Origin of the sequence: Staphylococcus sp. MB377 (assembly GCF_001922505.1) — a bacterium.
Lineage (GTDB): Bacteria > Bacillota > Bacilli > Staphylococcales > Staphylococcaceae > Staphylococcus > Staphylococcus haemolyticus.
This window is the reverse complement of record NZ_MAON01000011.1, coordinates 267645-282423: the sequence shown is the minus strand read 5'-3', so window position 1 is coordinate 282423 and position 14779 is coordinate 267645. Positions and strand designations below refer to the sequence as shown.

17 protein-coding genes and 2 pseudogenes are annotated in these 14779 nt (G+C 33.8%); 15 read left to right on the top strand and 4 right to left on the bottom strand.

All coding sequences use genetic code 11. The features are described 5' to 3' along the window. The first annotated feature begins 29 nt into the window (after positions 1-29). The 8 genes and pseudogenes from BB045_RS03375 to BB045_RS11920 form a co-directional block, all read left to right on the top strand. On the top strand, positions 30-1202 hold the full coding sequence (locus tag BB045_RS03375; RefSeq protein ID WP_070581187.1) for a YbfB/YjiJ family MFS transporter: 1173 nt from the start codon (positions 30-32) through the stop codon (positions 1200-1202). 154 nt (positions 1203-1356) lie between these two features. Continuing rightward, positions 1357-1581, top strand: coding sequence for a hypothetical protein (locus BB045_RS03370; RefSeq protein WP_011274482.1), 225 nt, complete (start codon positions 1357-1359; stop codon positions 1579-1581). A gap of 463 nt (positions 1582-2044) precedes the next feature. Further along, the gene (locus BB045_RS12320) at positions 2045-2617 is read left to right on the top strand and encodes a patatin-like phospholipase family protein (RefSeq protein WP_371913841.1); all 573 of its coding nucleotides are present in this window, start codon (positions 2045-2047) and stop codon (positions 2615-2617) included. Next, the gene (locus BB045_RS12315) at positions 2599-2838 is read left to right on the top strand and encodes a hypothetical protein (RefSeq protein WP_256268231.1); all 240 of its coding nucleotides are present in this window, start codon (positions 2599-2601) and stop codon (positions 2836-2838) included. Before BB045_RS12320 ends, BB045_RS12315 begins: the two co-directional genes overlap by 19 nt. Positions 2839-3046: 208 nt before the next feature. Beyond that, positions 3047-3478 (top strand): 6-pyruvoyl trahydropterin synthase family protein, encoded by a 432-nt coding sequence (locus BB045_RS03360; RefSeq protein WP_070581186.1) that lies wholly within the window; start codon positions 3047-3049, stop codon positions 3476-3478. Positions 3479-3635: 157 nt separating this feature from the next. Next, a complete protein-coding gene (locus BB045_RS03355) occupies positions 3636-4652 on the top strand; it encodes a hemolysin family protein (protein WP_070581185.1) in 1017 nt (338 codons plus the stop codon). Positions 4653-4831: 179 nt separating this feature from the next. Next, the gene (locus tag BB045_RS03350; protein ID WP_016930511.1) at positions 4832-5260 is read left to right on the top strand and encodes an Rrf2 family transcriptional regulator; all 429 of its coding nucleotides are present in this window, start codon (positions 4832-4834) and stop codon (positions 5258-5260) included. A 138-nt stretch (positions 5261-5398) separates the two neighbouring features. Further along, a pseudogene (locus BB045_RS11920) lies at positions 5399-5488 on the top strand (NAD(P)-dependent oxidoreductase); the annotation flags it as partial. Positions 5489-5547: 59 nt separating this feature from the next. Here the strand turns inward: BB045_RS11920 and BB045_RS12310 are convergent. Both BB045_RS12310 and BB045_RS12305 read right to left on the bottom strand, forming a co-directional pair. Continuing rightward, a complete protein-coding gene (locus tag BB045_RS12310) occupies positions 5548-5745 on the bottom strand; it encodes a LysR family transcriptional regulator substrate-binding protein (protein WP_371091982.1) in 198 nt (65 codons plus the stop codon). A gap of 38 nt (positions 5746-5783) precedes the next feature. Continuing rightward, positions 5784-6071, bottom strand: coding sequence for a LysR family transcriptional regulator (locus BB045_RS12305; RefSeq protein ID WP_075140468.1), 288 nt, complete (start codon positions 6069-6071; stop codon positions 5784-5786). Positions 6072-6269: 198 nt separating this feature from the next. Between BB045_RS12305 and BB045_RS03335 the strand changes: the two genes are divergently transcribed. After that, entirely contained in the window at positions 6270-7319 is a 1050-nt protein-coding gene (locus BB045_RS03335) for an ABC transporter permease (protein ID WP_070581184.1), read from the top strand. Positions 7320-7331: 12 nt separating this feature from the next. Further along, complete coding sequence (locus tag BB045_RS03330) at positions 7332-7994, top strand: ABC transporter ATP-binding protein (protein ID WP_070581183.1); 663 nt, start codon at positions 7332-7334, stop codon at positions 7992-7994. Between the two features lie 98 nt (positions 7995-8092). Here the strand turns inward: BB045_RS03330 and BB045_RS03325 are convergent, their stop codons facing one another. Next, the gene (locus BB045_RS03325) at positions 8093-9502 is read right to left on the bottom strand and encodes an amino acid permease (RefSeq protein ID WP_053036206.1); all 1410 of its coding nucleotides are present in this window, start codon (positions 9500-9502) and stop codon (positions 8093-8095) included. Between the two features lie 365 nt (positions 9503-9867). Here BB045_RS03325 and BB045_RS03320 point away from each other — a divergent pair, with 365 nt between their 5' ends. The 5 genes from BB045_RS03320 (at position 9868) to BB045_RS03305 (ending at position 12498) form a co-directional block, all read left to right on the top strand. Beyond that, positions 9868-10491 (top strand): nitroreductase family protein, encoded by a 624-nt coding sequence (locus tag BB045_RS03320; RefSeq protein ID WP_053036205.1) that lies wholly within the window; start codon positions 9868-9870, stop codon positions 10489-10491. A gap of 228 nt (positions 10492-10719) precedes the next feature. Further along, positions 10720-11184, top strand: coding sequence for an MBL fold metallo-hydrolase (locus BB045_RS12125; protein ID WP_371913840.1), 465 nt, complete (start codon positions 10720-10722; stop codon positions 11182-11184). A 54-nt stretch (positions 11185-11238) separates the two neighbouring features. Next, positions 11239-11385, top strand: coding sequence for a hypothetical protein (locus BB045_RS12525; protein WP_371091980.1), 147 nt, complete (start codon positions 11239-11241; stop codon positions 11383-11385). Positions 11386-11423: 38 nt separating this feature from the next. Next, the gene (locus BB045_RS03310) at positions 11424-11960 is read left to right on the top strand and encodes a VOC family protein (RefSeq protein WP_075140467.1); all 537 of its coding nucleotides are present in this window, start codon (positions 11424-11426) and stop codon (positions 11958-11960) included. Positions 11961-12210: 250 nt separating this feature from the next. After that, positions 12211-12498 carry a hypothetical protein gene (locus tag BB045_RS03305; protein ID WP_070581180.1) on the top strand — a complete coding sequence of 96 codons (288 nt, stop codon included), beginning with the start codon at positions 12211-12213 and terminating at the stop codon, positions 12496-12498. Between the two features lie 233 nt (positions 12499-12731). Here BB045_RS03305 and lip read toward each other — a convergent pair. Next, positions 12732-14492: pseudogene (gene lip / locus BB045_RS03300) on the bottom strand (YSIRK-targeted triacylglycerol lipase); the annotation flags it as partial. Positions 14493-14779: the final 287 nt, after the last annotated feature.

Below are 14779 nucleotides of genomic sequence, written 5' to 3'. Positions count from 1 at the left end.
ACTGGTACATACTGGATGGGAGGTTTTTTATGATACCTAAACAAGCTTATAAACAATTGGTATTAAGCATGCTGGCATTAATGATTGCAATGTCAATTAGCCGTTTTGCATATACGCCAATTTTGCCATTTATGCAACAAGATACCTCGATGAATAACCAAAATGCAGGCCTGTTAGCGACATTCAATTATTTAGGTTATCTAATTGGTGCTATCATGCCTATGTTTATTACGATAAAATCTAAAGTCTTTGATTTAAAGTTATATGTCATGATTAATGTGATTTCTGTTATTTTTATGGGACTTTCAGAGCATTTTCTTATCTGGTCAGTACTGCGAATAATTGCCGGGATAACGAGTGGTACGATCTTTGTTTTAGCATCTAATGTGGCGTTAGAAGCATTAAGAATGGCTAATAAACAAAGTATTTCGGGAATTTTATATAGTGCAGTAGGAATAGGAATATTTTCTAGTAGTATTTTTATATTTCTTTATACGCAAGCTCAGACTTGGAAAGCAACATGGATTATATTAGGTGTTGTGGCTTTAATGGCAGGTATCATTATACTAACCAGTATGAAGAACAACCCTTCAATCTCTATACATACGACGTCATCAAAGCAGAATCCAGAGAAGGCATTAAATCGTGCATTTATTATTCCATTCTCTATTGCCTATTTTTTTGAGGGAGCGGGCTATATAGTTACAGGTACATTTTTAGTCGCACTTATTAAGACTATACCTGCATACGCAGATTACGCTGCATTAAGTTGGATGTTTGTAGGTCTAGGTGCAATGCCGGCCACGTTAATTTGGTCATTATTTGCTGAAAAGTTTGGGTACAAAAAGGCGATATATAGTGCATTAATATTACAAATTATTAGTGTAGGGTTGCCTATCTTTTCACATCATATGCTAGGATTAATCATTGCGTCGATGCTATTTGGTGCAACCTTCTTAGGTTTAACAACATTATTTATGTCGAAAAGCCAAGAACTTATGTATCATACAAATCAAAAGTTAAATCTTGTATCGTTATTAACAGTCATTTATAGTGTCGGACAAATGATAGCGCCAATGATTGCGGGATTACTCATCGGAGATTCAAATAATTATCAGTTGGCGTTAACCTTCGCAATGATATTACTTATACTAGGTTTCATATTTAGTGTAATAGGCTATAGATTTAATGCATATAAATAAGAACATGTTGAAATACATGGTTTAATTAAGAATTTTTAAAATCGTAAGCAATATAGAAGTTTGGAAGTAATAAAAATAGGGCATATTTTACTAATTAAACCTTTCATGAAAAATGAAACGGCATGAGGTTTTTAATTTATAGGGGGATTGTCACATGAATATTTATAAATTACGTTATCAACATTATAAAGATATTGTTGATGATAATATCTTAACAGTATTTGTATTAGCTAAAAATGAAGAAGAAGTTGAACAATTTGCGAAAAAAGTAAGTTATGCAGTTGAAAGTATTACACAAATCTCTCAAGAAGAATATGAAAAAGAAAAAGCTAAAGATGAACATTTCGGTCTTGAGCATGCTGAAAATTATTTAGATTAATATGAATTATCGGTCGGGGAGTAGGTCAGAAATAATATTTATTTCATTGTACCCCCAGCTTGCCTAGCTTGTAGAATTTCTTAATGAAATTCTCTTTGCTGGGGGCCTCGCCCACCAGTCAACTACTGCTAATATATATTTGTAGAGGCTGGAACAATAAGTTCTTGAATAATTATAAAAAGACAATTTCTATTTAAATAATATAGAAATTGTCTTTTTTAAAGTATTTCCATGTAAAAATACAAAGTATTTTGGCGAGACTCTTGAGGGAACAGGACAAGCTGAAGACTACAGGCTGAAGCTGTCTCCTAAGAAAGCTAGCCAACAATACGAAGAATTGTTAATAAAGAAGCCGATAAATAAATTTTTAAAGACTTATTTACTGGCTATTTATCTGGGAAATATATCCTAGCCTCTCTTCTTTTTTTGTAATATGAGTAAAAAAGACAATTAAGAATATGAAATTGTACTTGGCGGTGGTGGTTCGCTAGCCATAGGTTGGGAGTTATGCTATCTGTTAACATTATCTAATCAAGGTATAGATGTTCGTCATGCAGATTTAATGATAGGTACATCGGGTGGCGCGCAAGTTGCTACAGGTTTAACATCTGACAAGAGTTTTGATGTCATTTATTATGAGCAAATTGCGACTAAATCTAATGAAACGCCGCCAGTTAAAGATATGTCAGGTATCTTCGAAAGATATGCTCAAATACAAGAGCATTCGAATTCACCTAAAGAATGGATTGAGAATTATAGTGTCTACGCTCTAGAAGATCATAAATATAATGAGAGCGTACATATTACTCGCTTAGAACATAGAATTAAAGGTACTGAATGGCCATCTAATTTAATGATTACTGCTATTAATGCGCGTAAGGCAGAGCGTGTCGCACTAACGTTTGATAGTCAAGTGAACTTGCATAAAGCTATGGCTTCAAGTGGTTCGCGTTACCAGGTGTTTGGCCGGCTACGACGATTGATGGTGACAAACATTTTGATGGTGGATGTCATTCCATGGAGAATGCAGATTTAGCTATAGGTGCTAAGAAAGTACTTATTCTTGCGACGAATCTTCCTATTTCAACGCCATATAAATTAGAAGATGCCATTAAAGAACTCGAAGAAAGAGGCGCTAAAGTTAAATTAATTACACCTAGTAAAGCAGTATTTGATAAATTAAATGAACTAGGCGGGATCCATCAATTCGACCTGACATTTTCAAAGCTGGAGAAACTCAGGCACTTGAAGATGTAGAGATAATTAGAAACTTTTGGAATGAATAAAAGTGATATTATAAACGATGTTCGAATTTGGAATGAACGACGATTAGTATGCTTAAATTAAACAATTTCTTGTGTGGACGTTGTGATTTCCAATGTTTTTTATTAGGTTCTTAATTAGTAACAATATTTAGAAGATATTTGGGCAATAGTATTAAATGTAAAAGAGAGGAGCATGAACAATGCATAATCGTTTCGATCATATTCAACCACCCAATCAATTTAAATATAGAGAGGGCCGAACTGTGTTAAAACAACAATATGATTTTAAATGTTACAATCGAATTTATTTTGGTGAAGATATATTTCGAGATTTGCATAATCATTCATATCGCTTGTATGTAGACGTACTTTCACCAATTGGTGATTATGGTCTTGGATTAGATTTTAACGAAGTAGATGCGATTTATAATAAAGTGATTGAACCTAAATTAAATCATCAACTCATTAATGAAACGTTGCCTGATATGAATACGACTGCAGAAAATATTGCAATGTGGATTTGGGACGAATTTGAACAACATCTTCCGGGTGAACATTGTATGTATGCGTTACAGCTATTTGAGACTGACCACCATGGGGTAAGTCTAAATCGTTCCATTATGAAGCCTTAAGTCACTACTTATAAAAAAGAAGAGTCCTCAATTTTGCCTTTTGAATTAAGCACTATTTATATAAGTAATTAAAATTTAAATATTTTGATTATATATGTATTATTGATATAATTAGTATAGTAGCAAGTCTACAATTTTTTATTTTGGAGGAACATATTTGGGGACCGCACTTAGTCTTATTACTTTTATATTATTATTAGTCCTAACGGCTTTTTTCGTGGCGACAGAGTTCGCTATTGTTAAAGTCAGAGAAACAAGAATTGCACAATTGTCTAATGCAGGTGAGAAGAAAGCGATTGCCGCAAAAAAGGTTGTCGATCATCTTGATGAATACTTAGCTGCCTGTCAATTAGGTATTACCATTACCGCACTAGGTATCGGTATGGTAGGAGAATCTACATTTGAATTTATATTACATCCTTTATTCAGCAGTATTGGTATTCCTGAAGCTTGGATACATCCATTCACAATTGGTGGCGCATTTGTTATCGCGACATTTTTACACGTTGTTGTAGGTGAAATGGCACCTAAGACGATTGCTATCCAAAAGGCAGAATATATTACATTGCTTTTTGCGAAACCGATTATCTTTTTCTATAAAATAATGTATCCATTTATTTGGATATTAAATGGTGCAGCACGTTTGATATTAAAAATGTTCAATATGAAACCTGCTAAAGAAAGTGAAGTCTTCCATTCTGAGGAAGAACTGAAACAATTAATCCACGATAGCCATGAAGGTGGCGAAATTAATGATAGTGAGTTACATCATATTAACCAAGCATTTAAGTTTGATGATTTAGTCGCAAAAGATATTATGATTGATGAAAAACATGTTAAAACGCTAAACTTAAATACGAGTTTTGATGATGCAATTCAACAAATTAAAATAGATGCGTTTACAAGATATCCAACTGTTAAAGATGATCAAATTGTTGGTTTCATACATTCCAAATCATTGTTCAACGTGGAACAACCATCTAAACTAGAGACGTTCGTTAATCCAATTATTAACGTTAAAATGAATACACCATTGAAACACATATTAGAAATGATGAAAAAGAGAAAAGTGCATATCGCAGCAGTTTATAATGACGCTGATTTCAAGGGAATCATTACTTTAGAAAATATTCTTGAAGAAATCGTTGGCGATATCGAAGATGAATATAATTAATGTGAATTTAGTCTTATATAATTAATATTATTATTATTATTATGTCTTATTATGACCCTATTATTGAGATTTTGAAAATCTTGATGATTGGGTCTTTTTTAAAACCAAAATTAATTAAATTCAAAAACATTGACTTATAAATTAACTTGTAACAATAATGGTTACATGAGGTGAGAAGATTGAAAATTAGTAGTCGTTTCACTGTGGCTGTGCATATTCTAGCATTAGTCAAAGTTGAACAGTCGCAACCATTAACGTCCTCTTGGATTGCTAGTAGTGTGAACACTAATGCTGTAGTAATTAGAAGATTAGTAGGTAAATTAAAGCAAGCGAATTTAATCGAAACACAGCAAGGGAGTGGTGGCATTCAACTGCGAAAGCCTTTAACAGACATTACATTACTTGATGTGTATCAAGCGGTGGAAGTCGTTGACGAAGGTGAATTATTCCAAATGCATGAAGACACGAATGTAAATTGTGTTGTAGGTGCCAATATCCAGAGTGTGCTTGAAATCATTCTCTTACGTGCACAAGATGCGATGGAAGGTGTCTTGGCTAATGTCACAATGGATGATATTGTTACAGACATCTTGCAACGAAACGGATAAGTCGTCATCCGTTATATCTTACATGTAACTATTATGGTTACAAGTACAAGTGCGATAATGAAGCTGCCTCACAACGACCTAATTGACTGACATCACCATTGATATCACTATAAATATAAAAATGTGGAGGAATAAATCATGAAAATTGGTATTATCGGAGCAACAGGTAAAGTTGGAAATAAAGTATTAACAGAAGCACAAGCACATGGTCATGAAGTCACTGCATTATTTAACAAATGAAATGGAAATTCACCATCGTCAGCGTGTGCTTTAGCTTGTTCGATAAGCTAATGTCCAGGAGGTAACGCTAAATATACATTTTCTGTGTATAAAATATCATAAGATAAATCTTCGGTATATAACGGTAATATCGTCACACCTATATCCACTTTTTGATCGGAAACAATTTGTTCAATTCGATGTGCCACTTCTTCTACTAATTCAATCTCCACGCCCGGGTAATGTTCTATAAACTTTGGCAAGATACTATAAAGCGTATGTGTAGCTAAAATAGGATTAACACCTATACGGATACGCCCTTTTTCAAATTAGAAATTGTCTGCAATTCATCACGCATTTGAGTATCAATATCCTCAATTTCATGTAAATAATCTAGAAATCGCTCAGCTGAATACGTAAGTTCTAGCGGGTTGCTGTCCCGGTTAATTAATGTCACACCTAAGTCATTCTCAACGTCTTTAATATAACGGCTTAAATAGGGTTGAGAAATATAAAGGTGTTTGGCTGCATGTGAAATACTGCCGGAACGTTGAATGGCTTCTAAATATTGAATTTTATTTTTATAGGTCATATCGATGTCCCCCTTTTTAATGATATTGCTGACCAAGTTCAATTGAATTTAACAGTCGTGACACAATATAACCAATTTGTAGAATTTTCTTATGATGTTCAATATGACTAATATTTAAATAGTTTAGGTCAATTAATTGTAATTTTTAATATAAGTATTGCTATACTTGTTAATAATACACATAAAGGAGGGAATTAAATGTTTCTAGCATGGAACGAAATTAAACGCAACAAGCTTAAATTCGGATCAATTATAGGCATTCTAGTATTAATTAGTTACTTACTCTTTTTACTATCCGGGTTAGCAAGTGGTTTAATTAATATGAACACTGAAGGCATCAAGAAATGGAAAGCAGATGCGATTGTTTTAAATAAAGATGCCAACCAAACGGTTCAACAATCTGTCTTTAAATCGTCTGACGTTGAAGGCAAATTTAAAGAAGAAGCACCGTTAAAACAAATTGGCGTTATTGCATCGAACGGAGATAGTGAAGAGAATGCATTACTCTTTGGCGTAACATCAAACTCATTTTTGATTCCAATGATTGAGGAAGGCAAAAAATTTAATAAAGATAATGATGTCGTGATCGATCAATCATTGAAAGACAAAGGATTTAAGGTTGGTGACACCATCACGCTATCTCAATCTGATGAGAAACTACATATCGTTGGCGTATCAGAAAGTGCTAGATATAATGCTTCTCCTGTTATTTTCGCAAATGACAAAACAATTGAAAAAATTAATCCAGCATTATCATCAGATAAAACCAATGCTGTAGTTGTAAAAGACAGTAATTGGAAAGATAAAAATGTTGATAAAGATTTAGAAGTTATAGGAATAGATGACTTTGTAGAGAACCTACCAGGCTACAAACCACAAAACTTAACAATGAACTTTATGATTACATTCTTATTTGTTATTTCTGCCACAGTCATTGGCGTATTCTTATATGTCATCACGTTGCAGAAAAAGAATTTATTCGGAGTACTAAAAGCTCAAGGATTTACGAATGGGTTCTTAATGAAGATGGTGTTAGCACAAACCTTTATATTAGCCTTAATCGGTACTTTGATTGGCTTAATACTGACATTACTGACAAGTTTAGTCTTACCTGAAGCGGTACCTGTCCAATTTAATATCGGTACACTCATTATCTTTGGTATCGTTTTAATACTAACATCTCTTGTTGGTAGCTTATTCTCAGTATTATCCATTAGAAAAATAGACCCACTCAAGGCGATCGGGTAAGGAGGTGCCACCATGTTAAAATTTGATGAAGTGACTAAAGAATTCCAAGATGGTAATCATACAATTGAAGCAGTTAAACTGACATCTTTATCTTTTGAAAAAGGTGAACTTATAGCTATTGTTGGCCCTTCCGGTTCCGGTAAGAGTACGTTCTTAACAATGGCTGGTGCGTTACAAACACCAACATCCGGTGAAATATATATTAATGATAATAAAATCTCAAAAATGAGTCAGAAGCAATTAGCTAAAATGAGAATGAAAGAAATTGGCTTTATATTACAAGCGACGAACTTAGTCCCATTCTTAACAGTCAAACAACAATTCCATTTATTGAAGAGTTATAAAAAAGATGTGTTAAGTACTGAAGAATATGATAAATTGTTGAACGATTTAGGCTTAAAAGAAATTGAGAACAAATTACCCTCTGAAGTGTCAGGAGGACAAAAACAACGTGTCGCGATTGCTAAGGCAATTTATACACAGCCTTCTATTATTTTAGCTGATGAGCCAACTGCATCGCTCGATACTGAAAATGCGATGGCAGTTATGGAAATCTTAAAAGAACAATCTAAACAACGTCATAAAACATGTATTATCGTTACACATGATGAACGATTAACCAAGTTCTGTGATAAAGTCTTCCATATGGAAGATGGACGTTTAAAAGAAAAATAATTAAAATAAAACTCCCTCCAAGTAAGCTTTGAAAATCATGGCTACTTTGAGGGAGTTAATTATATGACTTGATATTACTAGATAAAGTTAATTAATATCTATTTATCTTTTAATTCTCTTTCTAAATCTTTTTCATCTTCCATAGCGATTGTCGCTTTTTCAGATTCTTTTCGATACTTTTGATACATGATGACAAGTACGATTGCCCAAACTGGTGCGAATAGTACTGCAAAACGTGTCGTACTATTAATAAGTAAAACGATAAAGATAAATGCAAAGAAGGCAAGAATGGCATATGCCATGTATTTGCCACCAGGCATTTTAAATTTACTATCTTTGTGTAATTCAGGGTTTCTCTTCACGAAACCTAGATACGCAATCATAATACATGTCCAAATCATAATATTGAGTACTGTTGAGAACGTTGTGATTTGAACGAATACCTTCGTAGCATCTTTAAATACTGCGTTTAAAATAATCGCAATACTTAATAAACCACAAGTAAGTAAGATAGCGTAATATGGAACACCATGTTTATTCGTCTTATGTAAGAATGGTGGACCTTGCTTTCTTCCAGCTAAACCGAATAGTGTACGACTGTTAGCGAAGATACCACTATTACATGAAGATGCAGCCGCTGTTAAAACTACAAAGTTAATGATTCCCGCTGCGAATGGAATACCAACCAAACCAAATAATTTTACATATGGACTTTCCGCAGGATCTAATTGATTCCAAGGTACAACTGACATAATAACAGCTAATGAACCAATGTAGAATATTAATATACGGAAAGGTACATTGTTAATTGCTTGAGGAATCGTTTTATATGGATTTTTAGTTTCCCCTGCAGTGATACCGATTAACTCAATACCAATAAATGAGAAGATTGCCATTTGGAATGCCATTGAGAATCCAGATATGCCATTAGGGAAGAATCCACCATGACTCCAAATATTCGCTACACTTGCTGTACCATAATCAGTCTTCATTGCAAAGATGACCATAACAATACCTACAACAATTAATGCGATAATCGTAATAACTTTAATTAGTGATAACCAGAATTCAAGTTCACCAAATAATTTGGCGCTAAATAAGTTCATACCTACAAGTACAAGAATCGTAAATGCAACTGTTAACCAGTTAGGTATTGCTGGATACCAAAATTCAACGTATTTAGCAACGGCTGTTACTTCAGCCATACCTGAAATAATCCAAGTTAGCCAGTATGTCCAACCGACCATAAAGCCTGCCATTGGACCAATATGATGATGGGCAATATCACCAAATGATTTAAATCCTAGATTAGACAATAAGATTTCTCCCATTGCTCGCATAAACATAAATAATACGAAACCAACGATAATATAAGTAAGTAAAATCGATGGACCTGCTAAGTGAATGGATTCACCTGCACCTAGGAATAATCCGGTACCAATCGCACCACCAATTGCAATAAGTTGTATATGCCTATTGCTTAATTCCCTTTGCAGTTTATCTGCCATAATGTTCGTCCCCTTCATGAGTATATATGTGACTTAAAATTATGACTGACTACGAATACTCTGTATGATTAGTTAATTAATTGTATTAAATTATGTAATTAATTTTTTTGTTAAAATTAATGATACCCTATTTATTAATTTTTAATCAATGAATTATACAAATTTTCGTATTAATAGTAAGTGTAAATAAGAGAGGTGTATGATGTCATCATCATGCGTGAAATAGGCATTTCTTTGACTATAATACCTATAATTAAGACTGCCTACTGTCTAAAATATAAAGTTTTTAAAAACATATAATTGTACATATTTGTGAATTGCATTTAAATTATAACTATAGAAAAAAGATAGAAAGTAGGCTAATCATGCTTAATGATTTTAATGAAATATTAGAAGGTCGTAAATCAGTTAAAGGTTTCGACCCAGCTTATAAAATTCCTCATGAAGAAATGAATGAAATGATTGCAAAAGCAACGAAAGCACCTTCATCAGTGAATATGCAACCTTGGCGTTTTGTTGTGGTTGAAAGTGATGAAGCGAAAGCTAAATTGCGTCCATTAATTCAATTTAATACAAACCAAAATGATACATCATCAGCAATGATTGTTATTTTTGGGGATTTACAATGCTATGAAGAAGGCGAATATATTTATGAACAAGCGGTTGTCAATGGTCACATGCCACAAGAAGTTAAAGAACAAATGTTACCGATTATCTTAGAAAATTATAAAAATCGCACACGCCAATCAATGAATGACATTGTTAAAGTAGACAGTAGCTTAGCTGCTATGCAATTGATGTTAGTTGCTAAACAACACGGTTATGATACAAATCCAATTGGTGGCTTTGAACATGAAGAAATCGGTAAAGCGTTTGGCTATGATTTAGAACGTTATGTTCCAGTGATGATTGTCGCAATAGGCAAGAAAGCTAAAGAGGCACACACATCATTTAGAATGCCAGTTGATCGTGTAATCGATTATAAATAATACTTCAATTTAATAATGAAAAAACGCGTAACTGACTGAAAAGATAAGACGCTTATATCAAGTTTTTTAGTTAAAGTCACTCATGCGGTGGGGCGGAACAGTGTGTTCATTATGAATACTGTTCCGCTTTTTTAATGAAGAGATGTCTAGAGTCAGTGCTAATCATATTTATGATGAAGAAAAAGGGTATAGCTTAAGATATCAAATTGCGAAAAGGGTGATTCATTTATGGATAATAAACAATTAGAGACATTAACACGTATTCAGAAAGGATTATATGAAACAACAAAGGCAGTCTTGCCATTTGATAAACGCCACCGTATTAAGTCATTTGTGCTAGAACGATCAGAAGGCAATATAGTCATTTATCATTCACCAGTTTTAAATGAAGCAGTGACAGATATCCAATTATTAGGCGGCGCTTCATGCGTTTTAATGAATCATGAGCATGAATCCTTAGGCGGAACACCTAGTATAGATATACCATTTTGGATTCATCATGATGATGTAGCAGCAATCAATCGAACGGTACCGATTGATGGACAGTTTGAACAACGTGAGACGATTGCAGATGATTTAGAAGTCATTCCTACTCCAGGACATACGCCAGGTACGACGATGTTTCTATGGGATAACGGTGAACATCGTTTCCTTTTTACAGGCGACTTTTTATGTGTAGATGATGGGGAATGACGTACTGTTATTTTCAATTCAAGTGACCGACAAACATCCATTAAAAGCCTGGAATTGATTCAAGACCTAGATTTCGATGCTATTGTACCTTGGGTTGCGATTGAAGGGGAAGGTGCTGTCTTTTTTGTTGAAAATGAGGAAGATAAACGTAATAGACTACAAAAAATTATAGATCGCATCCGTCGTGGTGAACATACGTAACTCGCATATTAAAACATTGTTATTAGAGGTGATGGTGTATGAATATAAATCGAGGAATCAATCATATCGGACTCACAGTACCGGATATTGAAGCGGCGACAGCCTTTTTCAAAGAAGGGCTCAACGGCAAGATTGCTTATGATAGTCAACGAAAGACGGATGAACCTCGTGGTGGGGAAACAGTTGAACACATTCTTGGTTTAGAAGAAGGGGCATCCATTATTCATAAACGTATGATGGTCTTTGGTAATGGACCGAATATTGAAATGTTTGAATTTAAAGATGCACATCAAGGTCAAGCGCAAACGTTACAAGACATTGGTTATACGCATATCTCTTTTTATATCGAGGCAGAACACTTTGATGAGGCCGTTAAACAGTTGACGCAAGCTGGAGGTCAACCTATTTCAGAGCCGCATGTGAATACGAAATATGAAGACACTGAAGGTAATCAAACTGTTTATGTAAAAAGTCCGTGGGGAAGCTTAATTGAATTACAAACGGTACTTAATGGATTTTACTATCCATATGATAGTGAGGCAGAAGTTTTTGTGCCGAAAAAGGTCGACAATTAAAGTAATTTAAACATATCATTATTCATTAATATGACACATTTGTCATATTAAAAAAATTAAGTATTTTCTCCTTTTAAATTAATGTATAATGCCTTTAACAAGCCTTCCAAGTAGCTTGTTAAGCTAGATATTATAAGGGGTTTAGGGGTATTAGATGTATGCAATTTTAAATATCTATGCTTAAAAAGGGTATAAAATTAAAGACATAAAATTTTGTTTATGTCAACAACAATTTAAGGGAGTAATTTTCATGATTGATATTCAAATTCAAAAATCAGAATTAATCGATGTAATTGAAAATATTGTAAAAGAAAAAGTGTATGTTGAAAGTGACGATGCATGTGAATTTTTAGCGACTGAGATTGTAAATGGTTTGGAAGAGCTTAATAGTGATGAAACACAAGCGAATAACTTGTTAGGACTCAATAGTGAGTTGCAGCACGAAGTCGATGAATCAAACGACGCAATTAAAGTGACCTTATCTGCTGCAGACAGTGCCTTCAGTAGCTCGCAATTTATTAATAAAGGCGCGGAATAAACGTTAGTGATTATAAAAAATGTTAATGTAAGAACTTTTGATTTCAACAGCAATATACGAATGAAAATAAGCACCACCTATTATGAAAAGCGAATGCTTTTTAATAGGTGGTGCTTATCATGTTATGACGCATTTATGAGAATAATACTTTTAAGATGTTAAATAGAGAACCTATTAATTGAAGAAAAGTACCAGACATAACGAGACCTCCTCTTGATTAAACTTGAAATGTATTAAGCGTTGCGTGTTAAATTCTCACTTTGAACTAAATCATCTGCTAAGTCATGCCAAAATTGTTGTAATTCAGCTCTAGTGCGTTTTGTGTCAGTACTATCTTGGCCGACAAAATCTACATGATCCCAATCATGTTTTGTTGGTGTTACTTGCCAAATACCTTTTTGATTTGTATCCGTTGCTTGTGTATAAGCTTGATTAAATGGATGTTGTGATGAAATAACAGACACTAAGCCATCATTTTCTCTCCATTCTTTTTCAGCTGCTTTACCAATTACATTAGCAGTAAGGGTAAATGGGAAGAATAAATTTAAATCAGATTTTTGACGTCCAAACAACGATGCATGTGTTGATTCTCCTGTGTAAGTTTTATACACAATGTTAGGGTTTAATGATGTTTGACGATTAAGATTTGTCGCACCTTCACTTGTTAAATCATAAAAGCCATTGTCTTTGGTTTGCCATAATTTTGAATCTTTAACACGTTTGACATAGTCAACGTAAGACTCGTTAGGCTGTTGTTTTAGACCCCATTGAGACAGACCGAAGTCTACACGTGAATCTTTATTGCCAAGTACTTTTCCTACGTCAAAGACAACTTGACGAATAAGCGCTTCGTTACCTAATAAATCTGACGCATGTGTGCCATTATGTGGCGTTCCAAGTGTCGTAATTGATGAAATCATATTATCGTTTTGACCTTGATATAAAGGTGAAATATCGCCACCATGTACATGTTGATATTCTTGTTCTTCTGGATTACCATTTCTTAATAATGATTCTAATTGACGAATCGTTTGACCGCCCATACTATGTCCTACAAGATGTACTTTTTGGCCTGATTGCCAATCTTTATATACGCCTTCATATGTTTTACCGTAACGTTCATGACCATATTTGGCAGCGTGTGCAGCACCATAATCCACTGTTCCACCTTTAATATAGTAATAAAGTTCGACAGCACGATCGTAGTTACTACCAAACGCACTAATGCTCGCTTCATAAGATTCATAGCCGTTTTCTTCTAAATCCTGGCGTATGTTTAATTTATCTCCCCCCCAATAGTGCGCTAGTACGGATGGGTTTATGTCATCAGTAAAACCATTAAATCCGTGAACTAAAATAATAGGGTCTTGATTTTTATACTGAGCTTGTTTCGCAACTTTATTGGTTTGATCTTTCGTTCCAGTTGCAGTTTGTGATTTAGACTGAGTGTTTGTCGTTGCGACTACGTTATTTTTAAGTGTATTTAACCCAGATTGTGCATCTTTATTTTGTTTAGAAGACTTATCACCATCTAAAGTAGGGTTAGTTTGCCCATCAATTGAAATATTATTATTATCGCTATTTTGTGTATTAAGACGATTCGTTATTTCAGAAGTTGTCGCTTCTTTCTTAGTTAACGTTTGTTGCTGAGATTGTGTTGCGGTTTTAAGTGCGTCACCTTGATTGTCGTCATTATCCTTTGGTTGTGATTGTGCTTGTTGATTGTCGACTTTTGGTTTATCTGACGTATTTGATTCTATTGACTGTTGTTGTTCAGTTGATTTAATTGTGTTTGTATTAGTTTCATTTGAAGAAGTATTTGCATCTTCAGATTTAACAACATTTGAATGTAGTTGATTTAATGCTTCTTTTTTATTATCAGACGTTTTATCAGTTTGTGATTGCGTATGTGCAGTTGTTTTCTTAATTGTGTCGTCTTCTTTAGAAGCTGTATCAGTTGATTGTGTTGACAGTTCTTCCTGTTCAGATGATTCAGATTAATAGTATTAATATCACGCTGTATCGATTTCTTACTCACATCAGTAAATTGATTTAAGTCGTGTTGCGTAATAACGTGACCTTTAAGAAGCAAAGTTAAAATATTTAGTATACGAGTTGATTTATCCAAGAATTGGGTCCCCTTTGCATCAATTCTATATTTACTTGGAAAATTAATTATATAGTATCATATTCTTTTTACGATGTGTATAATTCCAAAATTAAAAAATAGCGATATATCAATAAACATAAATATTAAGGCGACGTCCATTCACAAAAGAGT

What these genes read in the sequence shown, in the direction of transcription:
- BB045_RS03375 (WP_070581187.1), top strand. Translation starts at nt 30, where the DNA reads ATGATACCTAAACAAGCTTATAAACAATTGGTATTAAGCATGCTGGCA.
- BB045_RS03370 (WP_011274482.1), top strand. Translation starts at nt 1,357, where the DNA reads ATGAATATTTATAAATTACGTTATCAACATTATAAAGATATTGTTGAT.
- BB045_RS12315 (WP_256268231.1), top strand. Translation starts at nt 2,599, where the DNA reads ATGGAGAATGCAGATTTAGCTATAGGTGCTAAGAAAGTACTTATTCTT.
- BB045_RS03360 (WP_070581186.1), top strand. Translation starts at nt 3,047, where the DNA reads ATGCATAATCGTTTCGATCATATTCAACCACCCAATCAATTTAAATAT.
- BB045_RS12305 (WP_075140468.1), bottom strand. Translation starts at nt 6,071, where the DNA reads ATGACCTATAAAAATAAAATTCAATATTTAGAAGCCATTCAACGTTCC.
- BB045_RS03335 (WP_070581184.1), top strand. Translation starts at nt 6,270, where the DNA reads ATGTTTCTAGCATGGAACGAAATTAAACGCAACAAGCTTAAATTCGGA.
- BB045_RS03330 (WP_070581183.1), top strand. Translation starts at nt 7,332, where the DNA reads ATGTTAAAATTTGATGAAGTGACTAAAGAATTCCAAGATGGTAATCAT.
- BB045_RS03325 (WP_053036206.1), bottom strand. Translation starts at nt 9,502, where the DNA reads ATGGCAGATAAACTGCAAAGGGAATTAAGCAATAGGCATATACAACTT.
- BB045_RS03320 (WP_053036205.1), top strand. Translation starts at nt 9,868, where the DNA reads ATGCTTAATGATTTTAATGAAATATTAGAAGGTCGTAAATCAGTTAAA.
- BB045_RS12125 (WP_371913840.1), top strand. Translation starts at nt 10,720, where the DNA reads ATGGATAATAAACAATTAGAGACATTAACACGTATTCAGAAAGGATTA.
- BB045_RS03310 (WP_075140467.1), top strand. Translation starts at nt 11,424, where the DNA reads ATGAATATAAATCGAGGAATCAATCATATCGGACTCACAGTACCGGAT.
- BB045_RS03305 (WP_070581180.1), top strand. Translation starts at nt 12,211, where the DNA reads ATGATTGATATTCAAATTCAAAAATCAGAATTAATCGATGTAATTGAA.